Origin of the sequence: Sagittula sp. NFXS13 (assembly GCF_040148795.1) — a bacterium.
Taxonomy (GTDB): Bacteria; Pseudomonadota; Alphaproteobacteria; order Rhodobacterales; family Rhodobacteraceae; genus Sagittula; species Sagittula marina.
Window position 1 is genome coordinate 720,268 of record NZ_JAGEMH010000001.1, and the last position, 26,966, is coordinate 747,233.

24 protein-coding genes are annotated in these 26,966 nt (G+C 61.1%); 10 read left to right on the top strand and 14 right to left on the bottom strand.

Translation table 11 applies throughout. The features are described from left to right. Nucleotides 1-23 precede the first annotated feature (23 nt). Nucleotides 24-1,406, bottom strand: coding sequence for a cache domain-containing protein (locus J4E08_RS03440; protein ID WP_349537293.1), 1,383 nt, complete (start codon nucleotides 1,404-1,406; stop codon nucleotides 24-26). A 151-nt stretch (nucleotides 1,407-1,557) separates the two neighbouring features. Here J4E08_RS03440 and J4E08_RS03445 point away from each other — a divergent pair, with 151 nt between their 5' ends. The 4 genes from J4E08_RS03445 to J4E08_RS03460 all read left to right on the top strand — a co-directional run bounded on the left by J4E08_RS03445 (nucleotide 1,558) and on the right by J4E08_RS03460 (nucleotide 7,228). Next, nucleotides 1,558-2,466: a LysR family transcriptional regulator gene (locus J4E08_RS03445; protein WP_349537294.1), complete on the top strand. Its 909-nt coding sequence runs from the start codon at nucleotides 1,558-1,560 to the stop codon at nucleotides 2,464-2,466. 175 nt (nucleotides 2,467-2,641) lie between these two features. After that, a complete protein-coding gene (locus tag J4E08_RS03450) occupies nucleotides 2,642-3,727 on the top strand; it encodes a TRAP transporter substrate-binding protein (protein WP_349537295.1) in 1,086 nt (361 codons plus the stop codon). A 293-nt stretch (nucleotides 3,728-4,020) separates the two neighbouring features. After that, entirely contained in the window at nucleotides 4,021-4,860 is an 840-nt protein-coding gene (locus J4E08_RS03455; RefSeq protein WP_349537455.1) for a TRAP transporter small permease subunit, read from the top strand. A 13-nt stretch (nucleotides 4,861-4,873) separates the two neighbouring features. Then, a complete protein-coding gene (locus J4E08_RS03460; protein ID WP_349537296.1) occupies nucleotides 4,874-7,228 on the top strand; it encodes a TRAP transporter large permease in 2,355 nt (784 codons plus the stop codon). A gap of 466 nt (nucleotides 7,229-7,694) precedes the next feature. On the opposite strand, the gene J4E08_RS03465 is transcribed toward J4E08_RS03460, so the two are convergent. The 4 genes from J4E08_RS03465 to J4E08_RS03480 form a co-directional block, all read right to left on the bottom strand. Beyond that, a complete protein-coding gene (locus J4E08_RS03465; RefSeq protein ID WP_349537297.1) occupies nucleotides 7,695-8,507 on the bottom strand; it encodes an arginyltransferase in 813 nt (270 codons plus the stop codon). A 158-nt stretch (nucleotides 8,508-8,665) separates the two neighbouring features. Further along, nucleotides 8,666-9,109 (bottom strand): RDD family protein, encoded by a 444-nt coding sequence (locus tag J4E08_RS03470; protein WP_183964624.1) that lies wholly within the window; start codon nucleotides 9,107-9,109, stop codon nucleotides 8,666-8,668. A gap of 63 nt (nucleotides 9,110-9,172) precedes the next feature. Then, complete coding sequence (locus J4E08_RS03475) at nucleotides 9,173-9,607, bottom strand: DUF2852 domain-containing protein (protein ID WP_349537298.1); 435 nt, start codon at nucleotides 9,605-9,607, stop codon at nucleotides 9,173-9,175. A 236-nt stretch (nucleotides 9,608-9,843) separates the two neighbouring features. Further along, on the bottom strand, nucleotides 9,844-10,311 hold the full coding sequence (locus J4E08_RS03480; protein WP_349537299.1) for a YbaK/EbsC family protein: 468 nt from the start codon (nucleotides 10,309-10,311) through the stop codon (nucleotides 9,844-9,846). A 94-nt stretch (nucleotides 10,312-10,405) separates the two neighbouring features. Here J4E08_RS03480 and J4E08_RS03485 point away from each other — a divergent pair, with 94 nt between their 5' ends. Both J4E08_RS03485 and J4E08_RS03490 read left to right on the top strand, forming a co-directional pair. Beyond that, entirely contained in the window at nucleotides 10,406-13,171 is a 2,766-nt protein-coding gene (locus J4E08_RS03485) for a [protein-PII] uridylyltransferase family protein (RefSeq protein WP_349537300.1), read from the top strand. Further along, complete coding sequence (locus J4E08_RS03490; protein ID WP_183964629.1) at nucleotides 13,168-13,425, top strand: hypothetical protein; 258 nt, start codon at nucleotides 13,168-13,170, stop codon at nucleotides 13,423-13,425. The genes J4E08_RS03485 and J4E08_RS03490 overlap by 4 nt, the downstream gene beginning before the upstream one ends. A gap of 78 nt (nucleotides 13,426-13,503) precedes the next feature. Here J4E08_RS03490 and eda read toward each other — a convergent pair whose 3' ends face one another. Together eda and edd are read right to left on the bottom strand one after the other, a co-directional pair. Next, nucleotides 13,504-14,148 carry a bifunctional 4-hydroxy-2-oxoglutarate aldolase/2-dehydro-3-deoxy-phosphogluconate aldolase gene (gene eda, locus J4E08_RS03495; protein ID WP_349537301.1) on the bottom strand — a complete coding sequence of 215 codons (645 nt, stop codon included), beginning with the start codon at nucleotides 14,146-14,148 and terminating at the stop codon, nucleotides 13,504-13,506. Between the two features lie 46 nt (nucleotides 14,149-14,194). Beyond that, a complete protein-coding gene (gene edd, locus J4E08_RS03500; RefSeq protein ID WP_349537302.1) occupies nucleotides 14,195-16,000 on the bottom strand; it encodes a phosphogluconate dehydratase in 1,806 nt (601 codons plus the stop codon). A 563-nt stretch (nucleotides 16,001-16,563) separates the two neighbouring features. On the opposite strand from edd, the gene J4E08_RS03505 reads away from it, so the two are divergent. The 4 genes from J4E08_RS03505 (at nucleotide 16,564) to J4E08_RS03520 (ending at nucleotide 20,947) form a co-directional block, all read left to right on the top strand. Then, nucleotides 16,564-17,775 carry an RSP_2647 family RNA methyltransferase gene (locus J4E08_RS03505; protein WP_349537303.1) on the top strand — a complete coding sequence of 404 codons (1,212 nt, stop codon included), beginning with the start codon at nucleotides 16,564-16,566 and terminating at the stop codon, nucleotides 17,773-17,775. Between the two features lie 5 nt (nucleotides 17,776-17,780). Beyond that, nucleotides 17,781-18,329 (top strand): RSP_2648 family PIN domain-containing protein, encoded by a 549-nt coding sequence (locus J4E08_RS03510; protein WP_183964967.1) that lies wholly within the window; start codon nucleotides 17,781-17,783, stop codon nucleotides 18,327-18,329. A 95-nt stretch (nucleotides 18,330-18,424) separates the two neighbouring features. Further along, entirely contained in the window at nucleotides 18,425-19,801 is a 1,377-nt protein-coding gene (locus tag J4E08_RS03515) for a sodium:solute symporter family transporter (protein ID WP_349537304.1), read from the top strand. A gap of 54 nt (nucleotides 19,802-19,855) precedes the next feature. Continuing rightward, on the top strand, nucleotides 19,856-20,947 hold the full coding sequence (locus tag J4E08_RS03520; RefSeq protein WP_183964639.1) for an ATP-binding cassette domain-containing protein: 1,092 nt from the start codon (nucleotides 19,856-19,858) through the stop codon (nucleotides 20,945-20,947). On the opposite strand, the gene J4E08_RS03525 is transcribed toward J4E08_RS03520, so the two are convergent. The 7 genes from J4E08_RS03525 to chrA form a co-directional block, all read right to left on the bottom strand. After that, nucleotides 20,944-21,177 (bottom strand): ribbon-helix-helix domain-containing protein, encoded by a 234-nt coding sequence (locus J4E08_RS03525; RefSeq protein ID WP_349537305.1) that lies wholly within the window; start codon nucleotides 21,175-21,177, stop codon nucleotides 20,944-20,946. The genes J4E08_RS03520 and J4E08_RS03525 overlap by 4 nt on opposite strands. Next, a complete protein-coding gene (locus J4E08_RS03530) occupies nucleotides 21,174-21,371 on the bottom strand; it encodes a DUF4169 family protein (RefSeq protein WP_349537306.1) in 198 nt (65 codons plus the stop codon). The genes J4E08_RS03525 and J4E08_RS03530 overlap by 4 nt, the downstream gene beginning before the upstream one ends. Nucleotides 21,372-21,394: 23 nt before the next feature. Continuing rightward, entirely contained in the window at nucleotides 21,395-22,357 is a 963-nt protein-coding gene (locus tag J4E08_RS03535; protein ID WP_349537307.1) for a serine hydrolase domain-containing protein, read from the bottom strand. Between the two features lie 166 nt (nucleotides 22,358-22,523). Next, nucleotides 22,524-23,921 (bottom strand): class II fumarate hydratase, encoded by a 1,398-nt coding sequence (gene fumC, locus J4E08_RS03540; protein ID WP_349537308.1) that lies wholly within the window; start codon nucleotides 23,919-23,921, stop codon nucleotides 22,524-22,526. Nucleotides 23,922-24,078: 157 nt separating this feature from the next. Next, nucleotides 24,079-25,149: an ATP-binding protein gene (locus tag J4E08_RS03545; protein ID WP_349537309.1), complete on the bottom strand. Its 1,071-nt coding sequence runs from the start codon at nucleotides 25,147-25,149 to the stop codon at nucleotides 24,079-24,081. Nucleotides 25,150-25,209: 60 nt separating this feature from the next. Continuing rightward, nucleotides 25,210-25,680, bottom strand: a complete 471-nt coding sequence (locus tag J4E08_RS03550; protein WP_183964654.1) for an SspB family protein — start codon at nucleotides 25,678-25,680, stop codon at nucleotides 25,210-25,212. 62 nt (nucleotides 25,681-25,742) lie between these two features. Beyond that, complete coding sequence (gene chrA, locus J4E08_RS03555; protein WP_349537310.1) at nucleotides 25,743-26,966, bottom strand: chromate efflux transporter; 1,224 nt, start codon at nucleotides 26,964-26,966, stop codon at nucleotides 25,743-25,745.

The window sequence follows — 26,966 nt, forward strand, 5'->3', positions numbered from 1 at the left end:
TGCCTCTTTTTGCTGGGGGTCTCTTACTCGGGCGGCAACAGTTGGGTCAAGGGAACCTGAGCTTCTACCACGGTTCCCGTCCTTGTGGAATGCACACGCAGCGTGCCGCCGAGTTGATCAATACGCTCCTGCATGTTTCGCAGGCCAATCCCCTTGAGCGGACGCGCGCGGTCATCAAGGCCGCATCCGTTGTCGGCGATCCACATGGTCGCGCCACTGCGATGGCCGCGCAGGTCAAGGCGGACCTCCGTGGCACCGGCATGCCGTTCCACATTGGTCAGCGCTTCCTGGGCAATGCGGTACAGCGCGATTTTCGCCTCCTGGCTCAGGCGGTTGCTGAAGACGACCGTCTCGAACTGCGTGTCGATGCCCGTGCGTGTGCGAAAGTCGTCGGTCAGCGCCTTTAACGCGGGCCCAAGGCCAAGGTCGTCCAGGATGCCGGGCCGCAAATCGCGCGAGATGCGGCGGACCTCCTGAATGGCGGTCGCAAGATTGGTGACCCCGGAGTCCAGCGTATCCTGCGCCCGGGGATCGCCGCTTGCCAGTCTCCGCCGGGCGATGTCGAGGGCGTATTTTATTCCGACAAGCAATTGGCTGATGCCGTCGTGCAGCTCGCGGGCAACGCGCCCGCGCTCTTCCTCCTGGGCGTCCAGCACACGCTGGGTCAGCTCTTTCAGCTTGGCATCTGCCAGCCGTCGTTCCCGGATATTGATGACAAGTCCGGACAGGAACACCAGCAGCAGCGAACCCAGGGCAATTGCGCCGATCCACAAGAAAGTGCGGCGCACGCGGGTCTCAGTCTCGGCCCGGGTGGCGGCGACGGTGCGCAGCACATCGTCGATGAAGACCCCGGTGCCGACGGCCCATCGCCACGAAGGGAATGAGGTCACATAGGTGATCATCCGGGCCTCTTCGCCGGTGGTGGGTTTGGGCCAGAGATGTTCGACGTAGCCCGCACCCTCGCGCGCGGTGGCGATGAAGTCCTGGACGACGCGCGTCCCCTCGCTGTCCGTGCGGTCCCATTGATTGGTGTTGATAAGCTCGGTCTGCCGAGGAGAGACGAGATTCACACCGTCATAATCATACACAAAGAAGAACCCGTCTTCGCCATAGATCATCGCTGACAGGATCTGCATGACCCGCTCTTTGGCGGCCTCGTTGTCCGGCCCGGCGGAGCCGTAGATGAAATAAAACCCGTTGCGCGCCTGCGTGACGTAATTGCGCAGCTCTCGTTTCTTGGCCTCGATCAATTGCGTTTCCAGCCCGCGAATTTCCCGTTCCGCCAAACTGCGGGCCTGAAAGGCCACGAGCAACGCAATGGCCGTCACCGCCAGGATCAGCGGCAGTGAGGCGAGCAGGAACATTTTCTGGCCATAGGTGAGCCACAGGCGGTGAAAGCGCGACATCGGGACATCAAATCAGGTTGCCGGCCGCGGCGAAAGAGGGTGTTTGCATTGTTAAAATGCGGGACGCAGCCAGTAGCTGTGCTATCGTCTTGTGAATACCGTGTTGATGTTGCTGCATGAACGCCATCTGCTGTAGCCTGTAGCAAGGACCATGACGCTTTTGCGAGAACGCCCGATGCTGACCGGACTGGAACACCTGCCATTAAACGGCCTGCGCGCATTTGAGGCAGCAGGGCGTCTGGGCAGTTTTCGGGCAGCCGCCGAAGAGATTGGTGTATCTCAGGGGGCCGTCGGGCAACACGTGCGCGGGTTGGAAGAAAAGCTCCGTACGGAGCTGTTCGAGCGCCATCCACGCGGCGTGCGGCTGACCCGCTCGGGATGGCGGATGCATGCGCGGATGCAGCGGGCCTTTGAACACATGGAAGATGCGGTGGCGTCTTTGCATGAAGAGGACCTGCCGGTGCGGCTGGCGATACCCGGTGACCTTGCGGTGGGGTGGCTGGACCCGCGCCGCGATCTGCTGCTGGCGGCCCAGCCGGGTCTGACCCTCGAAGTCACAACCCTTGAGGACGCGGAGGCGGATCTGGTGCTGACCGCCGGAGAGCCGCCTGCCGGTCTGGTGCCGATAGGCGCGGCGCTGTTCCCGTCAGAGATCGTCGCCGTGGCCAAACCCGGTGTTCTGGCCCAGGGGCGCGGTTTTGCGGGGGTGCATCTGTTGCACGATCATCGTGATCTTTGGCCTGCTTTTATCGAAGGCGTGCTGAAGCTGGGACGTCCGGCGCAGCTTGGCGGTTTGCGGCTGGGCGACCCCGAAGCGGCGCTGACCGGCGCGCTGACCGGGCAGGGCGTCGCCCTGGCCGAAATGCGGTCCGTCCGACATATGATAGAGACAGGACAGTTGGAACGGGTCGAACCGGGGGCGCTGCGCAGTGGGGAAAGCTATCGCCTGTGCGGCCCGGCTCAGAAACTGACACGACCCGAGGTCCGGTCGCTGTTGGATTGGGTCACCGCAGAAATGGCGCAAGACAGCATGGCTGCACGCCTTAAGAAGAGTTCCTAGGGCGGAATACACGCTCAAAACATTTTTTCATCTATATTTCGGTCAAAAAAGCGCTCCGTCTCCGTAGCAGTGGGTATTCCCATGGTCGGACACGTTTTCTACGGTTCCCGGACTTTCAAGGAACCGCGCAAGGTGGGGAGCTTTGCGCAAGTTAACGAATCTGGGAGGATTCCATATGGATCGTCGTTCTTTCCTGCGCGCCTCGACTGTTGGCGCGGGTGCTGCTGCTGCCTCCACTCTGGCGGCGCCCGCCTACGCGCAGGGCAAACGTACTTTGACCATGGTCACCTCGTGGCCGCGCGGCTTCGCCGTTCTCGATGACGCCGCGACCTATCTGGAGCAGATGGTGTCCGAGATGTCCGATGGCAATCTGACCATCGATAAAAAAGCCCCGGGCGAGCTGGTGGGCGCGCTGGAAGTCTTTGACGCCGTGTCCTCTGGCCAGGCTGACATGTACCATTCCGCCGACTACTACTTCGTTGGTCAGCACCCTGGCTATGCGTTCTTTACGGCCGTTCCGTTCGGCGGCACCGCGCAGGAAGTGACAAACTGGTACTACCACGGCGGCGGCGAAGAACTGCATGACGAACTGGGCATGATCTTCAACATGAAGGGCCTGAATGCGGGCAACTCCGGCTCCCAGTCCGGGGGGTGGTTCCGCAACGAGATCAAGTCCGCTGATGACTTCAACGGCCTGAAATTCCGGATGCCGGGGCTTGGTGGTCAGGTTTTGGGCAAACTCGGCGCGTCGGTTCAGAACATTCCCGGCGGGGAGCTGTATCAGGCGCTGTCCTCGGGCGCGCTGGACGGTCTGGAGTGGGTTGGCCCGATGGCCGATGAACGCGCGGGCTTTCAGGAAGTGGCGAAGATCTATTACACCGCCGGTTTCCACGAGCCGGGCTCTGCGCTGTCCGCGAACGTCAACCTTGATGTCTGGAATGACCTGACGCCGCAGCAGCAGGCGATCATGCGCTACGCCTCCATGGCGACCACCCACTACCAGCTGGCCGAAACGCTGGCCAACAACGGTGCCGCGCTGGCCCGCCTGCAAAGCCAAGGCGTCAAGACGCTGCAGTTCTCCGACGATGTGTGGGACGCATTCGGCGCGGCCTCCAAGGAGGTCATGGACGAGAACATGAATGACGAGCTCTTCGCCAAGATCCGCACCTCCTTTGAGGAGTCTCTGGCGAACTCTGCCTCGTGGATCAACAAGTCGGACAACTTCTACGTTGAGCAGCGCGTCCGCGTTCTGGGTCAGTAATCTTGATCTAAACATATGGAAGGCCCCCAAGGTGGGGGCCTTTTCGCCGTGAGGTGAGCCTTGGCGACCTTTAGGGACAGGGCAAGCACTCACCACGAACAATGCGAACGGGGCAACCGGCATAAGCGGGGGAAAACATGGACGAGACAGGCTCGCAGAACCTGATCGTGTGGATTGCGACCGAGATGGTCATGGCGATCGTACACATCCTGCAGGGGATCTGGATGGCCCTTGTCGGGCTGTTCACGGCCGTTACGGGCTGGCAGCCCACATTGGCCGAGGGCGAGACGCCCATGGTCAACGCGTTTCAGTGGATCGCCTGGGACGGCTCTACCGAGGCGAAGCAATCGCTGATGACCTTCATCTATTATGGCGCGTCGTCGGAATTCTTCTTCATCTGCTTTACCGCGTTTCTTGTCATCTTCCTGATCGGGATCTGGTCGAACCGGTTCCTGTGGGGAGTCGTTGTGGGGTTGGAATTCATCGGCAACACCATCGGGCGCTTCTTTGCCTGGGCCGGTTTGCTGATGGTGGTGCAGCAGGTGATCATCGTCTTCATGCAGCGGATCTTTACCCGGCCGGATATCGTGTTCGGATTTGGTCTGCCGTTGCAGTTCGACATCTCTTGGTATGCCGAAGAGCTGAAGCTCTTCAATGCCATGGTGGTGACGCTCTGCCTGACCTACACCTTTATCCAAGGCGGGCATGTGCGGGTCGATCTGGTGTATTCCGCCATCTCCTTCCGTGCCAAGCGGGTGATCGACATGATTGGCGCGATGATATTCATGGTGCCGATGGCGGTGCTGATCTGGATGTACACATGGTTCTTTATGTGGCGGTCGCTGATTGTACCGAACCCGTCCGCCTCCGAAGAACTTGACCGTCTGGTGATGAAGGCGCGCGCCTTGCGCTGGAACGTCGAGACCATCGGTTTTTCGCCCAACGGCTTTAACGGCTACTTCCTGTTCAAGATGCTCATGGTGCTCATGATTGCCCTGATCTTCATTCAGGCCTGGGCGTTCTTCTACCGCTCGTTCCTTGAATGGAAAGAAGGGCCTACGAGCGAGGGAAAGCACCTCGACCAAGACGTGCTGGAACAGGGCGAAGAGCCCTACGACCACGCAGAATTCTGAAAGGCTGACACAGATGTTGTTTGGACTTGATGGCGTCGAGATCGGCCTGATTATCGTCTTTCTCACGCTTTTTTCCGCGATCCTTTCGGGTTTTCCTGTGGCGTTTGCCATTGGCGGCGCCGGGATCATTTCCTTTGGCATCATTGCCGCGCTCGACAGCGCGGGTTTGCTGATCCATCAGGCCATCGACCAATCGTCGGATGCCTACAGCGCGCTGATCGCCGGCGGCGTTCCGGAAAAGGCCATTTCGGTCTTTCGCTACCCGGACCTGCCGCGCCTTGATCAGGCGCTTTTCCCGCGTGGCTGGGAATACGCCATGGACCGCAACCTGTCATTCATCGTGAATCGCATCAACGAGCGCGTCATTGCGGGCCAAAGCATCGAGACGCTGCTGGCGGTTCTGATGTTCGTCTTGATGGGGATCGTGCTGGAACGCTCAAAGATCGCGAACGATCTGCTGACCACGATGGCCCGGGTCTTTGGCCCGCTGCCTGGCGGTCTGGCCGTGTCCATCGTTGTGGTCGGTGCTTTCCTTGCTGCTTCGACCGGGATCGTGGGCGCGACCGTGGTGACAATGGGTCTGTTGGCTTTGCCCACCATGCTGCGCAACAACTATTCGCCGGAACTGGCCACAGGTGTGATTGCGGCGTCCGGAACCTTGGGGCAGATCATTCCGCCGTCCATCGTGATCGTTCTGCTGGGCACCCTGGCGGGGGATTTGTATTCGGCAGCTCAGGAAGAGCGTGCTGTTCTGGCGGGTTGTACAGATGCGCTGACCTACCTGGGAAAACCGGCGGTGGTCTCTGTCGGGACGCTGTTCCAGGCGGCGCTGGTGCCGGGCATCCTGTTGGCGGGGCTTTATGCGGCCTACGCGTTTGGCTACGCGATGCTGAACCCTGAAAAAGCACCAGCCGTGGAATTGGGCACCTCGACAAGCGAGCCTGTAACGCGGGGCGAAGCGTTCACATGGTTGCTAGGGGTTCCGGTCGCGCTGATCGTGGTTGCGGTCCTGCTGGGCCAGATTGGTCTGGTGGGCACACAGGCAACCGACGTTTCCAGCTTTTCCGATCAAAGCGAGTCTGCCTCATTGCGCACTCAGGTGTCGCCGCAGTGTCAGGAGTCGATGATCGAGCTCCACGGGCAAATCGCGTGGGATGCCGCCGTTGCAGAGCAGGCGGCGATCGAAGCGTCCGGCGGCGTTCAGCAAAGCGTTGCGCGCAGCGCCGAGCAGATCGAAGCGCTCCGCACCGCAAAAATCGCCGTCGCTGCGCCGATTGGTCTGGGAATTGCCACGTTGACGGTGATCTTTGGCCTGATCCTGGCCTTTGCGCGGGGGGTGTCACCGTCGGCCAATCCGCGTCGGTTGCAGATCGGTGCCGCTGGTCTGGTGCTCGGGCTGCTGGTTGATTGGCTGTTCATTGCGCCGACCACGTCCTCCGGGGCAACCGTGATCGCGATGCTGATTCCATGGGCGATCACGCTCTATGGCGTCATCTTTGCCATGGGCATCCTGTCTAGGAACGAACTGTTGCGCGTCGTCTTCCCACCGCTGATCCTGATTGTTGCTGTGCTTGGGTCCATCCTTGGCGGCATCACCAACCCGACGCCTGCTGCGGCACTGGGTGCGGCGGGGGCGATCATGCTGGCAGCGTATCGCAGATTGGCCGAAGAGGACCGCTCGCCCAAGGTGATCTTGTGGTCCACGTTGGCCGTGGTGCTGCTGATCCTGGTGGGCGTGAACTTTGACCTGCGCATCAATACAGAGAGCGTCAGCGCAGAAAGCTGGATTGCCTTCTTCTTTGCCAATGCCCTGTGGCTTTATGCGCTGTTTGGGTTGCTGTTCAGCTGCTGGGTCTTGTTCAAGGCCGGTGTTCTGACACCAGCGGTGCGGGAGACAGCCAAGGTGACCTCGATGGTGTTCACCATCCTGATCGCCTCGCAGCTTTTGAACCTGGTGGTGATTTCGTTTGGGGGGGAGCACTACATTCAGGACTTCCTGCGCAGCTTTGACAATGTCTGGACGGTGTTCATCATCGTGATGATCGTGCTGTTTGTTCTGGGTTTCGTGCTGGATTTCCTTGAGATCATCTACATCGTGGTGCCCATCGTCGGGCCGGTGATCTACGGGGCGCATTTTGACCCGAAGTGGGTGACGATCATGATCGCGGTGAACCTGCAAACGTCTTTCCTGACACCGCCCTTTGGTTTCGCGCTGTTCTACCTGCGCGGCGTTGCGCCCAAGGAGGTTACCACTGGCCACATCTATCGCGGCGTGATCCCATTCGTGTTGATCCAGGTGTTCGGGCTGCTGTTGCTTGCGCTGTTCCCGGGAATTGTAACCATCGTGCCGAATCTTCTTGGCGGCTGAGACAAGGCGCAGTTGCGGATGAGGAGGGCGTGCCATAGGGCGCGCCCTTTTCGCATCTTGGCCACTGTCATGGCCAGGGTTCCTATGCGTTTGGGGAAAGCCGTTTAGCGCGGCGCGATTATGACCGGGACAGCGCCGCTGCAATTTGTCCTGCGCTTGGGTGTCCGCGCCCTCGAAACGCAGGCAAGCAGTCAGCCGTTTCGGGGAGACGGGCAAACCTCGCCGGAGGGGGCACGATTATAGCGAGCCACGTTACAGCGTTCGCAGGTGGATGAAGGCCCCCTGACTGCGCATGGCTCAACGGACGATTTGTCACGGTCCCGAACTGTGGTCAGCTGCTCATCCAGGAAGGTTGATGACAACCGCCACCAACACCTATCTGCGAATGAGTTGCGCGGTCCGCAGTGTCGTTTTCCGAATGGCGGCAGTTGCTACTTCATCGGGACAAAGCGCCATTTGCCAGATGTCAGCTGCGACTGTTGGGGATGGAGATATTGGCAACCTGTTCGGCAATGGGCGCAGTGGACAGAGGGTGCGTGTCTTCCTCGAAATCTTCGGGTTTGTCCAACGCCTGCCATTGACCGCGATGATAGATTTCCAGCCCGGAGAACTGCGCCTTGTACCCCATCTTTTCCGATCCGGGCACCCAGTAACCAAGGTAAACATAGGGCAGGCCGGTTTCCTGCGCGATGGCGATGTGGTCAAGGATCATCCAGGTGCCCAGAGAGTTTTTCTGATGTTCAGGATCGTAGAACGAATACACCATCGACAGCCCGTCATCGAGCATATCCGTCAGGCAGGTGGCGATCAGCGCGCCGCTTTCACGGTCGAGATACTCGACGACGCGGGACCGGATCGGCGTTTCTTCGACCATGGCCGCGAATTCGAACACATCCATATCCGCCATGCCGCCATCCGCATGGCGGGTGTCCAGATAGCGGCGGAAAAGGTTGTACTGCTCTTCCGTCGCCCAGGGAGAGGTCGCGCGCCGTTCCAGATGGGTGTTTTTCTTCAGGGTGCGTTTTTGCGAGCGCGTCGCCACGAATTTGCACACGTCGATGCGCGCCGACATGCAGGCAGAGCACTCCGCGCACGACGGGCGGTAAAGCACGTTCTGTGACCGGCGAAACCCCTGTTTGGAGAGGGAATCGTTCAGTTTCTGCGCGGTATCGCCTTGCAGAGCGGTGAACAATTTCCGCTCCATCCGGCCATCCAAGTAGGGGCAGGGCTGTGGAGCTGTGACATAGAACTGCGGAGCGAGGGGCAGCGAATGGCGCATGGTCTTGGCTTATCCGAACCTGTTTAACGAAACGGTAACAACGAAGCGGTGCGCCGCCAACCCCTCTGAACGCCAGAAGGCCCCGTGATGGGGGCCTTTCTGTACATAGAGTTAACGGCTGCCGGACCAACGCAGCGGTTTTTAGAGAGTTCCAAAGCTCAAGCGCGACGATTCAGCATGACGGTGCCCAGCACCATATCGGTCAGCCCGCGGCCACGCTCATCGACGAACATCAAGATCACCGATCCGATCTGAACAATCACCATGGACATGGCGACCATATAGCCGAGGACATGCAGCATGGCCTGAACCGGGCTGAGCCGCATCCCTTCGGCGTCGCGCAGCTCAATCGCCATCAGGCGCATCCCCCACGTGGCAGACCCACCAGAGATCGTCATCCAGCGATAGAGAAAACCAACCACCAGCCAGATAACGGGGATGAAAAACAACCCGACAATCGTAACGGTGCTGATGACGGCGGTCACAATGCCGATGAGAATGATATCGGCCACCCATGCGACGCCGCGCTTTGCGGTGACGCCTTCGTAGAACCCGGCCTGTCGCTCTGGGTCGGGCAAATGGCTGGTGGGTTCGTAGTACATGATTATGTCCCTCGGATCAGGCGTGGGGGCAGGGCCGTCATCAGCCCCACCCGTCAAGTCAATTTAGGCAGCTTCTGTGTCTTTTGCCATCTCGGCGGCGCGCTTTTCGCGGTCCTCCATGAACTGGTCGAATTCGGTTTTGTCCTTGGCTTCGCGCAGACGCTCCAGGAAGGCCTCAAAGGCTTCCTGCTCGTTTTGAAGGCGCTGCAGCGTATCGGCCTTGTAGGCGTCAAAGGCGCTGTTGCCAGAAGGTTTCATCGCCGACCAGGCGGTGTGACGACTGGGGGTGCGTGCGGTGCGATTGCAGCCTTTGCCAAACATGCGTTTACTCCAGATCATATATGCCAGAAGGGCAGCGCCCACGGGCCAGAAAATAATGAACCCAAGTACCATGGCCGCGATCCAGGCAGCTTTGCCCTTGTGATCCAGCCAAGCCTCGGTCCGGGTGAGCCAGCCGGCGTTGGCGGGCAGAGTGGACTGATATGCGGCGGTGGTCATGTGTGTCTCCGTTTGTGTTTCAATGTGAATGCGTTTCACATTATAGGAGATCGGGATTGTCCGGCGGTCTTTCAAGTGATGATGTGAATGTTTTTTACATTAGCCGTCGGTTTAAGTTAAAAAGCATTTAGTACCAATGGGTAAGACGGGATATTGAGGCCTCGAAAACTGATGGCTTATATGAAAACCAACAGGTAAATTGCGCCTCAGCAAGTGGGCGGAGGCGAATTTGCGCTCTATTCGGTGAAATCGGCAGTCTGCGCACCGGTCAAAGTCATCAGCACTGTCGGCGGCATGTCAAACAGGTGGCGCGGTGTACCTGCGGCGGCCCAGACCACCTCGAACTCCAGCAAGCGCGGGTCCAGCCACGCGCGGATCGGGTTCAGGTGTCCCAATGGCGAGACACCTCCGATGGCAAAACCCGTTTGTGCCCGGATCAGCGCCGCGTCGGCCTTGCCCAGCGGCTCACCCGCCACCATGGCGGCCTTTTCGGCACTGACCCGATTGCCGCCAGCGGTCAGGAACAGCACCGCCTCGCCCGATGTTTCCGCGCGAAAGATGATGGATTTGGCGATCTGATCAAGGTGACACCCGACGGTGTCGGCGGCCTCCTGTGCAGTGCGGGCCTTGTCGACTTCGCGGATATCAGAGGCTAGGCTGGCGGCCTCTATAGCAGCGCGGACACGTTTGAGACTTTTGGACATGGCTCACCTTTTGCAGACAATTCTTTGCGGCAGAAGGGTTGTCGCAGGGCAGCCGGGGCTTGCCAAGGGCGGGCGGGCATGTCCATTTGCCGCTATGGATTTAAGCAAACGCATCACCCGACTGCCGCGTGCCTTTGACCCCGATCGCGGGGCCGAGGCACTGTCCACCACGCCATGGGCCAGCGGTGCGCTGGCCGAGCTGATCCAAGGGACCGGTGGCTCCAGCCCCTATCTGAACGGATTGATCCAACGCGAAGCCGACTGGCTCGAAGGGGCGATCCCCGACCCGGAAAAAGCGTTCTCCACGCTGTTGAACACCTTGCCGGAGGTCGCGGCGGATCAACTGCCATCGGCCTTGCGTCAGGCCAAGAGGCGTGTCGCGCTGCTGACGGCGCTGTGTGATCTGTCCGGCGCCTGGCCGTTGGAACAAGTGACGGAGGCGCTGACGGCGCTGGCTGATCTGGCGACCACACTGGCCATGCGGGCCACCGTTGGTCATGAGATCAAGCGCGGCAAGCTGCCCGGCATGACCGAGGATGACGTGCAGGAGTGCGCTGGCATGGTGGCGCTGGCCATGGGCAAGATGGGTGCAGGGGAGCTGAATTATTCTTCTGACATCGACATCATCATGCTATTCGATGAGACGCGCTACGATCCTGATGATTACCACGAGGTCCGCTCCGCGCTGGTTCGGGCAACGCGCAAGGCGTCGGCGATGCTCAACGATCTGACCGGCGAAGGCTACGTATTCCGCACGGACCTGCGGTTGCGGCCCGACCCGTCAGTCACGCCGGTCTGCATCGCCATGGAGGCGGCAGAGCGCTATTACGAAAGCTTTGGGCGCACGTGGGAGCGCGCGGCCTTCATCAAGGCACGGGCGTCTTCCGGCGATGTGGCCGCGGGCGCGCGGTTCCTTGAGACGATCACACCCTTTGTCTGGCGCAAACATCTGGATTTTGCCGCCATTCAGGATGCCCATGATATGCGCCTGCGCATCCGCGAGCATAAGGGCTTTCACGGCGCGATCACCCTTCCGGGGCATAACATGAAGCTCGGGCGTGGTGGCATTCGGGAGATCGAGTTCTTCACCCAGACGCGTCAGCTGATTGCCGGGGGGCGCGATCCGGACCTGCGGCTGCGCGGCACGGTGCCAGGACTGGCGGCTTTGGCCGACAAGGGGTGGATACCGCCTGACGTGGCGCGCACGCTTACCGACCATTACAGGGCCCACCGCGAAGTGGAACACCGTGTGCAGATGGTGGGGGATGCGCAGACCCATGACTTGCCGAATTCATCCGAGGGGATGGAGCGGCTGGCCTGCCTCATGGGCGTCGCGCGCGATGACATGGAGGCGGACCTGATTGAACGCCTGTCCGAGGTGCATGACCTGACCGAGGGGTTCTTCGCGCCCGGGTCTGGAACGCCCTGTGAGGTGCCGGAGCACTTCGAGGACAATCCAGTGGTCAGCCGATGGACCACATATCCTTGCATGCGGTCCGACAGGGCGCGCGCCTTGTGGAAACGTCTGCGCCCGGAGATCCTTCGGCGGCTGGCAGAAACCGCGCGCCCGGATGAGGCGTTGCTGGCATTCGACGGGTTTCTCAAGGGGTTGCCGGCCGGGGTGCAATTGTTTTCCCTGTTCGAGGCCAATCCTCAGTTGATGGATTTGCTGGTGGACATCGTGGGCACCTCGCCCGATCTGGCGCGACATCTGGCGCGCAATTCCAGCGTTTTCGATGCCGTGATCGGCGGCGATTTCTTCAGTCCGTGGCCGGGTCGCGCGGCGTTGAGCGGCGAGCTGGCCGAAACGTTGTCCCGCGAGGCCGATTACGAGGCGCGGCTGGATCGGTCGCGTCGGTGGGCCAAGGAGTGGCACTTCTGTATTGGGGTGCAGCTGCTGCGCGGCATGATGGGGCCGCAGGAGGCGGGAAAGGCCTATGCCGATCTGGCGGAGGCGGTGCTGGCGGCCCTTTGGCCCGAGGTTCAGGCGGAATTTGCGCGCAAACATGGCACACCGCCGGGACGCGGTGCGGTGGTTGTGGGCATGGGATCGCTGGGAGCGCAGCGGCTGCACGCGCGGTCTGACCTCGATATCATCGTGATCTACGACCCGCTTGATGTAGAAAACTCGGACGGGCGGCGACCGTTGCCCGCGCGCACGTATTACGCACGGCTCACGCAAGCCTTGGTGACGGCGATGAGCGCGCCCATGGCAGAGGGGCGGCTGTACGAGGTGGACATGCGTCTGCGGCCCTCCGGCAAACAGGGACCGGTGGCGACGTCGCTCACCGCGTTCAAGCGCTATCAGCGCGAAGAAGCATGGACCTGGGAGCACCTCGCTTTGACGCGGGCGCGCGTTGTTGCGGGTCCGGGCGACCTGGCAGAGGATGTCGAGGCGTTCCGCCGCGAGATCCTGTCGGCACCGCGCGACAAGGAAGAGGTTCTCACGGCCGTGGCCGAAATGCTCAGCCGTATTCGCGCGGCCAAGGGAACGGGTGGCCCGTGGAGTGCCAAGATCGGGCCGGGAAAAATGCAGGAGATTGACCTGATGGCGCAGGCCGCGTCGCTTTTGTCGGGCAAGGCCGTGCGGCAGACGCCGCGCGCTTTGCACGGTTGCGATTGGCTGGACAGTGCGGCTTTGGTGGCGGCGTATGAACTGGCCTGGGCGCTACAGATCGGCGCACAGTTGGTGAGCGAGAAACCCCTGGAGCCCGAGGACCTTGGCGGCGGCGGGTGTTCCTTTTTGTTGCGCCTGTTGGGACAAGACGACATGGACCAGATGCGTGAAGCATTGCAGGATCACGCGAGCGCCGCTGCGGCGAGCATTGACGCGGCCTTGCCGGAAGGGAAACAGACATGAGCGACGCAGACCCCAAGGGGCTGGTTCGGGAATCCTACCGCATTGATGGTATCACGCTGGGCGAATGCCGGTCCATTTTTCTCGACTGGGCGCTGTCGGTGCCGGTGGATGCAGACACCAAGGTCCTGATCGAAGTGCTTTTGGAGCGTTACGGCGACGAAGGGCATCCGATGACGCAGGTGCTGCGCGAAGGTCTCGAAGGCATGACAAAGCCAAAGCGGCGTGGCGGATGGCGGTCGCGTCCGCGAGACTGATCTTTTGAAAAGTCAGGTGATAAACGGGAAACGCGCGCCGATTTTAGGCGCGCGTCTGGTAGTTGGTGCGATGATATATCAGGTAAGGGGCAGAGCGGCGGCTTCGCGGGCCAGTGCCTCGATCCCGGCCCAGTCGCCTTTGGCCACCATGTCCTTCGGCGCGACCCAGGAGCCACCGCAGCACATGACGTTGGACAGGCTCAGGTAATCGTTCACGTTTTTCATGGAGACGCCGCCGGTCGGACAGAATTTCACCTGCGGGATCGGAGCGCCAATGGCCTTCAGGGCCGGTGCGCCGCCGTTGGCCTCCGCCGGAAAGAACTTTTGCACGGTGTAGCCGCGCTCCAGCAGACGCATGACTTCGGACGAGGTTGTGGCACCGGGCAGCAACGGCAGATCGGCCGCTTCGCAGGCGTCGAGGATCGTGTCTGTGGCACCGGGTGAGACGCCGAATTTTGCGCCGGCATCCACTGCGCGTTTTACATCATCAGGCGTCAGCAGGGTGCCCGCGCCGACGATGCCGCCCTCAACCTTTGCCATCTCGGCGATCGCGTCGAGCGCGGCAGGCGTGCGCAGCGTGACTTCGAGTACCGGCAGCCCGCCCTTTACCAGCGCCTCCGCCAGACCGCGTGCCTGAGCCGCGTCGTCAATCACGAGAACCGGAATGACCGGGGCGAGGCGACATAGTCTTTCGCTTTCGATGCTGGCGTCTTGGGGCGTCATGGGCGGGTCCTTTTCGAGTATTTTCAAGCAGAGGATCGGGGGAGGCTCAGACCACCACGGCAGCGCCGTTGGAGGCAAGGCCAACATTTTCACGGAAAGCTGCAAAGAGTTCGCGGCCCACACCATGGCCATTTCCCGTCAGATCGGCGGTCGCAGGCGTGCGCTGGTCAAAGTCTTCGGCCAGACAGTCAAGTGTCCCGCTTGTGGCGTCAAGCCGAAGTATGTCGCCGTCCCGGACGCGCGCCAAGGGCCCGCCATTGGCGGCCTCTGGCGAGACGTGGATGGCGGCGGGGACTTTGCCTGATGCGCCGGACATACGGCCATCCGTGACGAGCGCGACTTTGAGCCCGCGGTCCTGAAGCACTGCCAGCGTGGGGGTCAGCCCGTGCAGTTCGGGCATGCCGTTGGACTTGGGTCCCTGAAAGCGGACCACAAAGATCGTGTCTTCGGTGATTTCGCCGTTCTTGAAGGCTGTCTTGACCGACTCCTGATCCTGGAAAACGCGCGCTTTGGCTTCGATCACATGGCGTTCCGGTGCGACGGCGGAGACCTTGATCATCCCCGTGCCGAGGTTGCCGGTCAGTTCTTTGAGGCCGCCGGAGGCCTGGAACGGATCGGACGCCGGACGCAGGATCCTGTCGTTTTGCGACTCCTTCGGGCCGTCGCGCCACGTGAGCTTGCCGTCTGCCAGAACGGGTTCCTGGGCATAGGGAGACAGACCTTCGCCGACCACGGTTTTCACGTCGTCATGCAGCAGGCCCGCATCGAGCAGCGAGCCGATCATATATTGCAAACCTCCCGCCGCGTGGAAGTGATTCACATCGGCCAGACCGTTTGGGTACACCTTGGCCATCAACGGCGTGACGGCGGAAATGTCGTTGAAATCCTCGACCTCCAACGCGATGCCAGCGGCGCGGGCCATGGCAGGCAGGTGCAGCACGAGGTTTGTGGAGCCGCCGGTCGCCATCAATCCAACGATGCCGTTCACGAAAGCCTTGGCATCGAGCACGTCACAGACAGGACGGTAATCATTGCCAAGAGCGGTGATCTCGAGCGCGCGTTTTGTCCCTGCGTCGGTCAGCGCATCGCGTAGCGGGGTGTTCGGCTGCACAAACGAGGTGCCGGGCAGATGCAGCCCCATGAATTCCATCAGCATCTGGTTGGTGTTCGCAGTGCCGTAAAACGTGCAGGTGCCTGCGGCATGGTAGGACGCCATTTCGGCTTTCATCAGCTCGTCGCGACCGATGTGGCCTTCGGCGAACTGCTGGCGGACCTTGGCCTTTTCGTCGTTGGGAATGCCGGATGGCATGGGGCCTGCGGGCAGGAAAATGCCGGGAATATAACCGAACGTCGCAGCGGCGATGATCAGGCCGGGAACGATCTTGTCACAGACGCCAAGGTAAACGGCGGCGTCAAAGACGTTGTGGCTGAGGCCGATCCCGGCTGCCAGCGCGATGACGTCTCGGGAAAACAGCGACAGCTCCATGCCGACCTGACCTTGGGTGACACCGTCACACATGGCCGGAACCCCGCCTGCGACCTGTGCCGTGGCGCCGTTGTTGCGGGCCGCGGTTCGGATCAGATCGGGGAAACGCTCGAACGGCTGGTGCGCCGAGAGCATATCGTTGTAAGCGGTGATGATGCCGATGTTGGGCGCGCGCTCGGTTGCAAGGCTGTCTTTGTCAGCGCCCATGGCAGCGTAGGCGTGGGCCTGATTTCCGCAGGTCAGATGCGCGCGGCGCGGCCCTTCGTCGGCGGCGCGAGCCATGCGGTCGAGATAGGTGGCGCGCATCTCGGCGGACCTGTCCTCGATCCGCGCTGTGACGCGGGCAATGGTGTCGTTGAGGGTCATGCGAAGCCTCCGTATCCGGTTTGAGCGAAACATAACCCCGTTACCGCTAACAGTAAAGGCGTCTCTTGGCGCGGCCAAGGATGCCGACGTGTGAGAACTTTCCTGCTTTTGTCGTTATCGCGCCCGACACAGAAGCGATTGAAGGGGTTGCAGCTTGTTGTCCGGGCATCGGATCAGAACGTTAGCACGAGGACAGGGCCGTGATGATGCCGGCCCTGTCCGGTTGTGTCGCCGGTAGGTCGGACGGCGCCCATTGAGCAGATGGGCGGCTGACACTCGCGCCTTTGCCGCCGTAGAGACACCTTAGCAGCCTTCCTCGAGATGCATCCAGCTCCAGTATCCATGGATGCGGCGGTGATGTTCGCAACGGTGCCGGACGTGAAGGCCGCGCTGGATAGTATCTTAGGTTGCGAGATTCGGATTCCGGCGCGGCCTGTTGGCTGGGCATGCAAAGACATTGGCCCGACCCATTCCACTGACGGATCCCACCTTCTGCAAAAGCGCCTCAAAGAGACGTTCAGAGACGCTTTTATCTCGGCAGAAAGCGGGGTAAGGCGAGGGGTATGACAGCCTCCGCCTCACCTGTTGGTGCCCGCCCCATTCTGCGACTGAAGCCCAAGGCGAACGCCCGTGCGATCCGCCATGGTTCGCCGTGGGTGTTCGACAATGAATTGGTGATGGACCGCCGGTCCAAGGCCATCGCGCCCGGCACCATCGCCACGCTCGAAGACAACGACCACACGCCGCTGGGCACTGTCGCGGTCAACACTGCCAGCCGCATCGTGGCGCGGATGCTCGACCGTGATCCGGAAGCCGTCATTGACGCTGACTGGTTCACCATTCGCCTGAGCAAGGCGCTGTCGCTGCGCGAACGGGCTTATGATGCGCCTTACTACCGTTTGGTTCATGCCGAGGGCGACGGTCTGCCGGGTCTGATCGTCGATCGCTTTGGCGATACCTGCGTGATCCAGCCCAACGCGGCATGGGTTGAGTCGCATCTGGACATGCTGACGGACGCTTTGGTGCAGGTGACGGGCGTCACGAATGTGCTGAAAAATTCCGGCGGGCGTGGGCGTACACTCGAAGGGATGGATGATGCCGATGCAGTGCTGCGTGGCTCTGCGCCGGACGAGGCCGTGCCGGTGGAAATGAACGCCGCGATTTACATGGCGGATCTGACCGGCGGGCAAAAGACCGGCCTGTTCTTTGACCAGCGCGACAACCATGCTTTTGTCTCGAAACTGGCGAAAGATGCGTCTGTGCTGGATATGTTCAGCCATGTTGGCGGCTTTGGTCTGGCGGCGCTGGCGGGTGGCGCGGCAAAGGCGATCTGTGTCGACGGCTCTGCCCCGGCATTGGCGCTGGCCGCCGAAGGTGCGGCGCGCATGGGCGCGACCGACCGGTTCGAGGCGCGTCAAGGCGATGCCTTTGCCCAGCTGGAAGCCATGAAAGAAGAAGAGGCCAAGTTCGAGCTGGTGATCTGTGATCCGCCCGCGTTCGCCCCGGCCAAAGCCGCGTTGGAAAAGGGCCTGCGTGCCTATGAGCGCATCGCGCGTCTCGCCGCGCCTTTGGTGGCCGAGGACGGCTATCTTGTGTTGTGCTCCTGTTCGCATGCGGCTGACATGAACGCCTTTACCGGCGCCTGCTTGCGGGGCATCGGGCGTGCAGGACGGCGGGCACAGCTGCTGCACAGCGGCACCGCTGGTCTGGACCATCCTCTGCTGCCGCAACTGGCTGAATCCGGGTATCTCAAGGCGCTGGTTTTCCGCCTGTGAGCCAGATGCGCGCCGTCCTCGACACCTGCGTCATGTTCCCTACGGTCATGCGCGAGGTGCTCCTGGGCGTCGCGGGGCAGGGGCTGTACACCCCCCAATGGTCGGAGCGCATTCTTGAGGAATGGGCACGCGCCGCGCGCAAGCTGGGGCCAACGGGCGAACCTCAGGCGCGGGGCGAAATCGCATTGGTCCGTGCCGCGTGGCCCAAGGCTGAGATCACCTGGAATCCCTCGCTCGAAAGCCGGCTATGGCTGCCGGACCCTGCGGATGTGCATGTGCTCGCTGCCGCCATCGCGGGCAGCGCTGACGTGATCGTAACCATGAACGCCTCGGACTTTCCGCGCGGCACGCTCGCCGAAGAGGGGCTGTCCCGCGTCGATCCCGATGCCTTTTTGCTGGGGTTCTGGCAGGCGCATCCCGAACTGGTGGCAGACGTGGGCAACAGGGTTTTGGCCACCGCTTGTCAGCTTTCCGGCAAAGACTGGGAAATGCGTGCTTTGCTGAAAAAGGCCCGTTTGCCGCGACTGGCCAAGGCCTTGTCCCAGCCGGGCTGACGCTAAGTCACGTTCGCGCCAAGGGCCTGAAACAGCGTTCCTTTGCCCCCATGCCTGAGCTAAGCCGGTACGGAATTCGTACGCAGGAAGTCCCTATGTCTCCCATATTGATACTTGGCGGTTTCGCCGTTCTTGTCGCCCTGAGTCTGCTGGCTGCGCCGAAACGCGTGACGGAGGCGGGGTTCTTTGGCGGGCAGGGCGCGGATGGTTGCACGCCCGGTCTTTGGACGCTGGTCCTGAGCCAGGTCACCACGTGGATCTTTGCGCGCTCGCTTATGAATGCTGCAATCCTTGGATATTTCTATGGCATTGCCGGGGTGCTGGCCTACACCGCTTACTACGGCTCGTTCCTGACCGGCGGATTTATCGTCGGCCGTCTGCGCGACACCGGGGCCGTGTCGGTTCAGGACTGGCTCGGCGCGCGGTTCGGCGCAGCGGGCAGAGTGACCTACAACCTCGTCATCGCGCTTCGCTTGTTGTCCGAAGTCTTTGCCAACCTCGTGGTGGTCGGGCTCATCTTTGCTGCGCTGTTGCCGGGCTCGGATGTCTGGGCTGTGTTGGCTGTGGCGGTGCTTGCGCTGGCCTATTCCGCTTGGGGCGGGCTGGCGGCGGCGCTGCGGACGGATGTCGTTCAGATGCTGCTGTTTCTCGTGGTCTTTGGGGTCGCCTTTGTGGCGTTGCTGCTGTCGCCGGAATTTTCGCTGTCCGCCGCGCTGACCGCGCCGGGCCAATCCGGCGGCTATCTTGGGTGGGTGTTGCTGGTGGTTGCGGCGTTGCAGGTGTTTTCCTATCCGGCGCATGATCCGGTGATGATGGACCGCGGTTTTGTTGCCGACCCGCGCACCACGCGGCTGTCGTTCCTGCATGCATTCTGGATTTCGGCGCTGTGTATCCTGGCATTCGGACTGTTCGGCATACAGGCCAGCCTGATGGGCGCCGCCTATGAGGGCCAACTTATCGGCACATGGGCCGCTATGTTTCCCGGCCCGATTTTTGCCGCGCTGATGTTGTCGCTGCTGGTCTCCGCGCTGTCGACGCTCGACTCGGCCCTTTCCTCCGCCGCGCGCCTCGGCGTCGAGGAGTTGCGCATTGCACCGCGCAGCATGACGGGCGGGCGCATGGTCATGGCGGTTTTTGCCATCGCCGGAACCGGTCTGACGCTTTGGGGCAATCAAGCCTTGTTTGATGCCGTCGCCGTAAGCGGAACGGCAAGCATGTTTTTGACGCCCGTGCTTTTCGTCGGGCTGGTCATGAACCGTCCCGTGGCTCTTTGGTCCTATCTTGTGGCATGGGGCGCCGCCGTGGTCGGCGCGGGCGTGTATTTTTTGCGCGAGGGAGCCGTCGTCGCCGCGATTCTGCCTCAAGGTCACAAGTATGAGCAGCTCTTCGTCATCTGCGTCGTGGTGCTGATCGTTGGATTTGCCGCAGTTTTCATGGGCGGCCGCAGGGTTGCGGGCCACAGCGCGGGCTGATACCTCCCGGATCAATCCCGAGCGTTTTGCTCAGTCCGATCAGAAAGAGACCGCGTGAGCGCATCCCACGTTCCCCCGAGACTGGAAATCCGCAACCTTGTCCGTCGCTTCGACGGCCAGACGGTGGTGGATCACGTGTCACTGTCTATCGCGCCCGGGCAAGTGACCTGCTTGCTCGGTCCCTCCGGCTGCGGAAAGTCCACGACTCTGCGCATGATCGCGGGCGTCGATACGCAGGATGAAGGCACCATTCACGTTGATGGCAGCCTGGTCTGCGATACGGTATTTCGGATCCCGCCGGAACGTCGCTCCATCGGCCTGATGTTTCAGGACTTCGCGTTGTTTCCGCATATGAGTGTCGGCGAAAACGTCAGCTTTGGTCTGCGGACCAGCGCCTCGGAAAAACGGGCCACGGCGACACGGCTGCTCGACCGTGTCGGGCTGGCGCATTACATCGACTTTTATCCACACCACCTTTCAGGGGGGGAACAACAGCGCGTCGCTCTGGCCCGTGCCATGGCGCCCGAGCCGAAGATCATGCTGATGGATGAACCGTTCAGCGGCCTGGACAACCGGCTGCGCGACGGGATTCGGGACGAAACGCTGGACCTGCTGAAAGAAGCCGGGGCAGCTGTGCTGCTGGTCACGCACGAGCCCGAAGAGGCCATGCGCATGGCGGACGAGATCGCGCTGATGCGTGACGGGCGCATCGTCCAGCAGGGCGCGCCCTATAACATTTTCAACGCGCCTGCCGATAAGGGCGCGATGGCGTTCTTCAGTGATATCAATGTTTTGCGCAGTAGAGTCCAAGGCGCTTTGACAGAAACTCCGTTTGGTCAATTCATGGCGCCGGGTGTTGCCGATGGCACAGAGGTCGACATCGTCTTTCGGCCGCAACACGTGGGCATCGACTTTGACCGTGGTGGCAAAGGACCGCATCCGACGGTCATCGCGGGCACTCCGGCGCGGGGTGTGGTGCGGCGGGCACGTTTCATGGGGTCGGAGAGCCTCGTGGAGTTTCTGATGGACCACGATCAACAGGTGCTCAAGGCCACCGTACCCAATGTGTTCCTGCCCAAGGTCGGCACGCCCATGTGGCTGACGCTGCGCCGCGATCGGTGCTTTGTCTTCCCGGCGAACCCTTAGGGGCGGGCGTCGCGCTGCTCGATCAGCCGATGAAGGACATAAACCCGGATGGAGGACGCGAGGCCGACATCTGGATCGCGGGCCTCGTCAATTGCGGCGGCAAGCGCGTTCAGAGCCATGCCTTCCTCTTCCGCAAGACGGCGAAATTCCCGCCAGAACACATCCTCCAGAGAGACCGACGTGCGATGCCCCTGCAAGGTAAGCGAGTGTTTGATCGGTCGACCGCTCATTCGCTTTCGTGACCGTCGAGGTCCTTGTCCGCCTTGTCTTTGCGCGCCTTGGCGAGGGCCTTTTGTGCCTTGGACAGGCCGTGCTGCGCGGCATTGGCGTCCGCCTCTGTGCGCTTGGCGCCACGGGCCTTTTGTTTGCGAAAGGTGTTGAGGTTCACGATGTTGCTCATAAGGAAAGGATAGCGCGGCAACATGCGCATGGTCCATCACGATTTATTCAAATGCGCAGGATAGGGCCGTCGAGCAGGCCCATGAGCGCGCCGAAATATCCGCCGGACCTGGCCGGGCGGTTCGGGTCCGATGTGATCGCCACTGCAAGGTCGCGTTCAGCGTGGCTTGCGATGATCTGCCCGCCATAGCCTCGCGCCAGAACCCAGCCCGAGGCGCTCAAAAACCAGCCGTAACCATAGGACAGACCGGAATAGGGAGACCGCGTCAGAGGCTGGGTTGAACGAGTAACCCAATCGTTTGAAACAACCTGTTGCCCGGCGAATCGTCCACCGTCGCGCATCATCACCGCAATCCGCAGCATCCCGCGCGGTGTCAGTCCCATCTGGTTGCCACCCATGTAGTATCCTTGGGGATCGCGGGTCCACGCCGGCACGTCGATGCCCAAAGGCTGCCCAATGCGCGCGCGGGCCTGCGCCAGCAGGCTTTGCCCGGTGGCCTCTGACAGCGCCGCGCCAAGTACATGCGTCGACCCGGTTGAATACAGCATCGGCCCGCCCGGCTCTGCCACCATGGGGCGTGACAGCGCATCGCGCACCCAATTGCCGGAGGCGACCCAGCTGCCGTAGTTCGACCCCGACGTGCGTTCCAATCCCGCTCGCAAGGAGGCCAGATCGCCCAGCGTGATCTCTGAGACCTCTGGCGCCGCGTCCGCCGGAACAAGGCTTGGCGCGACCTCGGCCAGCATATCCTCCAAGTCCACTTCGCCGCGATCAATGGCGCAGCCCAGCAGAAGCGTCACAAGACTTTTGGAGCAACTCTTGATGTTTGCAATCGCATCCAATCCGGGACCAGAGAAGGTTTCCGCCACCAGACTGTCATGGCCGCGTTGCACCATGATGGAGCGGAACTGATCGTATCGTCCGGCAAAAGCGGCAAACGGATCCGTTTGTGCCAAGCCGGGCAAGGCAGGCAGAGCGAGGGCGGAGGCAAGGAACGCGCGTCTTTTCATCCGTTAGAACATCGCACTGGGCGGCCGCATTTCAAGCCACTTCGCCTCACGTTATCGCGGGTTAAAGCTTCGCTAAAGAAAAACGCGTCCCGATTTCTCGGGGCGCGTTTGTTTGCTGTGTCATGGTAAAGCCAACGGGGGGCGTGAGGGATGGACCCTTGCAGCCTTACTTGGCTTTGGGCCCGACCATCTGTTCGGGACGCACCACTTTGTCAAAGGTCTCCGCATCGACAAATCCCAGCGCGATGGCTTCTTCCTTCAGCGTGGTGCCGTTCTTATGCGCCGTCTTCGCAACCTTTGTGGCGTTGTCATAGCCGATTGTGGGCGCGAGCGCCGTCACCAGCATCAGCGACTCGGTCATCAGTTTCTCGATGCGCGGGCCGTTGGCCTGAATCCCGTTCAGCATCCGCTCGGTGAAGCTGTCGGCCACATCTCCCAGAAGCTGCATGGACTGCAGAAGATTGTATGACATCATCGGGTTGTAGACGTTCAGCTCGAAATGACCTTGCGACCCGGCAAATTTGATCGCGGCATCGTTGCCCATCACGTGAGCGGCCACCTGCGTCATGGCCTCCGCCTGCGTCGGGTTCACCTTGCCTGGCATGATCGACGACCCCGGCTCGTTTTCGGGCAAGATCAGCTCGCCCAGACCGGAGCGCGGGCCGGATCCGAGGAAGCGGATATCGTTGGCAATCTTGTACATGGCACCCGCGGTGGTCGCCAAGGCACCAGACATGAAGACCATGGCGTCATGCGCCGCCAGTGCCTCGAATTTATTGGGGGCCGTGACAAAGGGAAGGCTGGTGATCTCCGCCATATGGGCGGCGACGGCTTCGCCCCAGCCTTCGACGGTGTTCAAACCGGTGCCCACGGCGGTGCCGCCCTGGGCCAGTTCGTAGATGCCGGGCAGCGCCTGTTCGATCCGCTTGATACCGTTGCGCATCTGCATGGCATAGCCGGAGAATTCCTGCCCCAGTGTCAGCGGCGTTGCGTCCTGCGTATGGGTGCGGCCGATCTTGATGATGTCCTTGAACTCATCCGCTTTGGCCTCCAGCCCTTCGGCCAGTTTGGTCAAGCCCGGGATCAGAACGTCGCGTGCCATCATGGCGGAGGCGATGTGCATGGCCGTCGGGAACGTGTCATTGGACGACTGGCCCATGTTGCAATGGTCGTTCGGGTGCACCGGATCCTTGGAGCCGATCACGCCGCCGAGGATCTCGATCGCGCGGTTGGCGATCACCTCGTTGGAGTTCATGTTCGACTGCGTGCCAGAGCCTGTCTGCCAGACCACAAGCGGGAAGTTGTCGTCGAACTTGCCGTCGATCACCTCGCCAGCGGCCTGAATGATGGCGTCGGCAAGTTTGGCATCCAGATTGCCGGTCGCCTTGTTTTCAATGGCGCAGGCTTTCTTGATCACGCCGAGCGCGCGGACGATGGCCACCGGCTGCTTTTCCCAACCGATGGGGAAGTTCATGATCGAACGTTGAGTTTGCGCGCCCCAATACTTCTCTGAGGGGACTTCGAGCGGGCCGAAGCTGTCGGTTTCGGTACGGGTGGCGGTCATGGGGCTCTCCTGCAATTGGAAGCGATGAGCATGTGTATGCGATTGTATGCCGGATACCCCAAAATGTGCCCTTGGGCAATCCGGCTTTGCGTACAGGTCTACCCAACAGACTGACGCGAGGCCATGCCCCAATTGGAGGAGAAGTGTCCCTTGTTTTTCAGCCTGCCTCCAACGCCTGTTGATAGCGCAAATTAGGCAAATGGATGCGGAACATAGTGCCGCCCTCAGGCCGGTTCACTGCCTGAATGGTGCCTTGTCGGATCTGCACAAGGCGCCTGAGGCCCAGCAGGCCAAAACCTTGACCGTACTCGTAGCTTTTTCCTTCGAGGAAATCCAAGGTGCCCTCCGGCAATCCCGGCCCATTATCGAGCACCAGCAAGTCCAGACCGTCACCAATATCGTCCAGCTGAATGCGCAGCCAGATGCGATCCTTTTCAGAATGCTTGATCGCATTGTCGACGAGGTTACGCAGAATGATCTGAACCGCTGTGCGATCACCGGTGATCCGTCCGCCGTCAGAGCCAAGATCATGTCGCTGCGCGGGGTCCAGCACCGTAAAAATGTCCCGTGCGAGCAGCCGCAGGTCAAAGCTCTCGACCTTTACCGTGGCATTGGTCGCTTCGCTGAATTTCAACACGTCGGTAATCAGTTCCTGAGCCTTTTGGCTGACTTGCTCCATCATGCTGGCCAACTCCCGGGCCTCGTTCGCATCGGCTGGCAGTTCTTCCTGAAGCATCTCTGCCAGTCCGGCCATCTGGCGCATCGGTGCGCGCAGATCGTGGGCGGCAAATGCGAGATAGCGCTCCATCTCGTCGCGAGCGCGTTCAATCATGGCGTATGTCTCCAGCTCAAGTTGTTGGGAGGCGCGCAGCGACGTGAGAACGACTGACGTTCCCACGATGGCCAGCATAGAGTCGTCATAGTTCAGGATAGGGTGCAGAGTGACGCGCACTTCGATCGGTTCATCGTCGATAGAGAGCATTATATCGTAGGATTGCGCCTGCTTACTGTGCAGGGTTTCCTCGTGCCTGCGTTGAGCACCTTCACCAAAGGCGCCGGGATAGATGTCGCGTGCGGTCTTGTTATACACATAATGTCGGCTGTGACCGCTGAGGTTTTCGGCTGCGCGATTCCAGAAGATGTAGACCGGCCTGCCATCCTTGTCGGGCCGGAGCACAAAGACCGGCTGCGCGACGTAATCCAGCGCATCAAAATTGATAGAGCTCAAACGAAACATCCCGACTGAAACCAATCGGGAAGTTTTTACTGCGCCAAGCTTTAGATGTGGTTACTTCCGGAAGCGATCCAAGCTGACGACCTCGGCATCGTGCTGCACGGGCTCACTGTCAGGTCCGTCGGGGCCATCATCCGGCGGTGTTGGGTCGTCGTCATCCTCGTCGTCGACTTCCTGGCTTTCGAACCGAAGCCCGAATTCCACAGACGGATCGACAAAGGTGCGGATCGCGTCATAGGGAATCACCAGACGTTCTGGCGCATCGCCAAAGTTCAAAGTGATGGAAAATCCGTCCTCGCGCACATCCAGGTCGTCATACCAATTCTGCAAAACCACCGTCATTTCGCCCGGATAACGGTCCGTCAGCCAGGTCGCCAGTTCAACATCCGGATGGGTGGTGTCGAACGTAATGAAGAAGTGGTGATCGCCCGGCAGGCCGTCAGCGGCCACACCTTGCAGGACTTCGTAGATCAGCCCCCGCATGGCGCGGTGCATCAGCTTGCCGTAATCGATACTGTCGGACATGAGGTCTGCCTTTGGTTTTGTTGGCCCTATCATATTGGTTTTGGCGCGGAACGAAAGGGGGGTCATCCCGCCTGACCCAAGCCCCAACCTGCGGCCGCGCAAATTGCCAACAGAAGTGGCACAGGGGTTTTAAGGCGCAACAGCATCGCGCCAAGTACCACCAATGCCAATGCGTCGGGTCTGAGCGTCGCCAGATCGGGCAGGAGGCCGTCGGAATGCGGTGTGAACAGGACGTTCAGCCCGAACCAAAGCGACAGATTGGCAATGACACCGACCACTGCGGCGGTGATGGCAGAGAGCGCCGATTGCAAGCGCGGGCGCTGCAACAGGTTTTCGACATGTGGGGCCAGCGCGAAGATCCATAAAAAGCATGGCACAAAGGTCATCCACAGCGTCAGGGCGGAGGCCGCGAGCGCCATCTTTGTGCCGCCTGCGGCCTGTCCGGTCAGTTGTCCGACGAATTGCGTTACAAGGATCAACGGGCCGGGCGTCGTTTCTGCCAGCCCCAGCGCGTCGATCATTTCTGGCGCGGTCAGCCAGCCGCGGACTTCCACCACCTCTTGGGCCATGTAGGCGAGCACCGCATAGGCGCCGCCGAATGTCACCACAGCGAGTTTTGCAAAGAACGCAGCGAGGTCGAAAAGCAGTATCTGGCCGGACAGCCATAGGACGGGCAGGGGAGCCAGCCATAGCATGAGCCATATTATGACCGTGAAGGGACGCGTCTTTTTGTAGTCTTTGAGTGCGATTTCCGTCAGCGGTGCGGTTTGACGCAGCGCACCCCAAAGCGCGGCAAGGCCGATTATCAGCGGAAACGGCAAGCGGAAAGCGAACAAAGCCACAAATGCCAAACCTGCGATCAACAGATCGATTCTGCCATGCAGCGCCTTCTGCGACAGCCGGTACAGCGCCTGACCTATGATTGCGATAACACTCGCCTTGATGCCCAGAAGGATGGCGGCGGTCTCTGGGCGCGCGCTGAATTGAGCATAGGCCAATGCAAGGCAAGCGATCACGATCGCACCGGGAAGCACAAACAAGCAGCCCGCGATCAATCCGCCGAGCGTGCCGCGCAGTCGCCAGCCCGCATAAGTCGCAAGCTGCATCGCCTCCGGTCCCGGCAGCAACATGCAAAAGCTCAGGGCGCGCAGGAAATGTTGCTCAGAAAGCCATTTGCGCTCCTGCACAAGCGTGCGGTGCATCAGGGCGATCTGTGCGGCAGGTCCGCCAAACGACAGCAGGCCAATGCGGGCAAAACTGAATAAGATGTCGCGAAGCGGTGTCAT

Bases quoted from the DNA above. Each gene is read 5' to 3' on its own strand.
- J4E08_RS03440 (WP_349537293.1), bottom strand. From the start codon at position 1,406: ATGTCGCGCTTTCACCGCCTGTGGCTCACCTATGGCCAGAAAATGTTC.
- J4E08_RS03445 (WP_349537294.1), top strand. From the start codon at position 1,558: ATGACGCTTTTGCGAGAACGCCCGATGCTGACCGGACTGGAACACCTG.
- J4E08_RS03450 (WP_349537295.1), top strand. From the start codon at position 2,642: ATGGATCGTCGTTCTTTCCTGCGCGCCTCGACTGTTGGCGCGGGTGCT.
- J4E08_RS03455 (WP_349537455.1), top strand. From the start codon at position 4,021: ATGGTCAACGCGTTTCAGTGGATCGCCTGGGACGGCTCTACCGAGGCG.
- J4E08_RS03460 (WP_349537296.1), top strand. From the start codon at position 4,874: ATGTTGTTTGGACTTGATGGCGTCGAGATCGGCCTGATTATCGTCTTT.
- J4E08_RS03465 (WP_349537297.1), bottom strand. From the start codon at position 8,507: ATGCGCCATTCGCTGCCCCTCGCTCCGCAGTTCTATGTCACAGCTCCA.
- J4E08_RS03470 (WP_183964624.1), bottom strand. From the start codon at position 9,109: ATGTACTACGAACCCACCAGCCATTTGCCCGACCCAGAGCGACAGGCC.
- J4E08_RS03475 (WP_349537298.1), bottom strand. From the start codon at position 9,607: ATGACCACCGCCGCATATCAGTCCACTCTGCCCGCCAACGCCGGCTGG.
- J4E08_RS03480 (WP_349537299.1), bottom strand. From the start codon at position 10,311: ATGTCCAAAAGTCTCAAACGTGTCCGCGCTGCTATAGAGGCCGCCAGC.
- J4E08_RS03485 (WP_349537300.1), top strand. From the start codon at position 10,406: ATGGATTTAAGCAAACGCATCACCCGACTGCCGCGTGCCTTTGACCCC.
- J4E08_RS03490 (WP_183964629.1), top strand. From the start codon at position 13,168: ATGAGCGACGCAGACCCCAAGGGGCTGGTTCGGGAATCCTACCGCATT.
- eda (WP_349537301.1), bottom strand. From the start codon at position 14,148: ATGACGCCCCAAGACGCCAGCATCGAAAGCGAAAGACTATGTCGCCTC.
- edd (WP_349537302.1), bottom strand. From the start codon at position 16,000: ATGACCCTCAACGACACCATTGCCCGCGTCACAGCGCGGATCGAGGAC.
- J4E08_RS03505 (WP_349537303.1), top strand. From the start codon at position 16,564: ATGACAGCCTCCGCCTCACCTGTTGGTGCCCGCCCCATTCTGCGACTG.
- J4E08_RS03510 (WP_183964967.1), top strand. From the start codon at position 17,781: ATGCGCGCCGTCCTCGACACCTGCGTCATGTTCCCTACGGTCATGCGC.
- J4E08_RS03515 (WP_349537304.1), top strand. From the start codon at position 18,425: ATGTCTCCCATATTGATACTTGGCGGTTTCGCCGTTCTTGTCGCCCTG.
- J4E08_RS03525 (WP_349537305.1), bottom strand. From the start codon at position 21,177: ATGAGCGGTCGACCGATCAAACACTCGCTTACCTTGCAGGGGCATCGC.
- J4E08_RS03530 (WP_349537306.1), bottom strand. From the start codon at position 21,371: ATGTTGCCGCGCTATCCTTTCCTTATGAGCAACATCGTGAACCTCAAC.
- J4E08_RS03535 (WP_349537307.1), bottom strand. From the start codon at position 22,357: ATGAAAAGACGCGCGTTCCTTGCCTCCGCCCTCGCTCTGCCTGCCTTG.
- fumC (WP_349537308.1), bottom strand. From the start codon at position 23,921: ATGACCGCCACCCGTACCGAAACCGACAGCTTCGGCCCGCTCGAAGTC.
- J4E08_RS03550 (WP_183964654.1), bottom strand. From the start codon at position 25,680: ATGTCCGACAGTATCGATTACGGCAAGCTGATGCACCGCGCCATGCGG.
- chrA (WP_349537310.1), bottom strand. From the start codon at position 26,966: ATGACACCGCTTCGCGACATCTTATTCAGTTTTGCCCGCATTGGCCTG.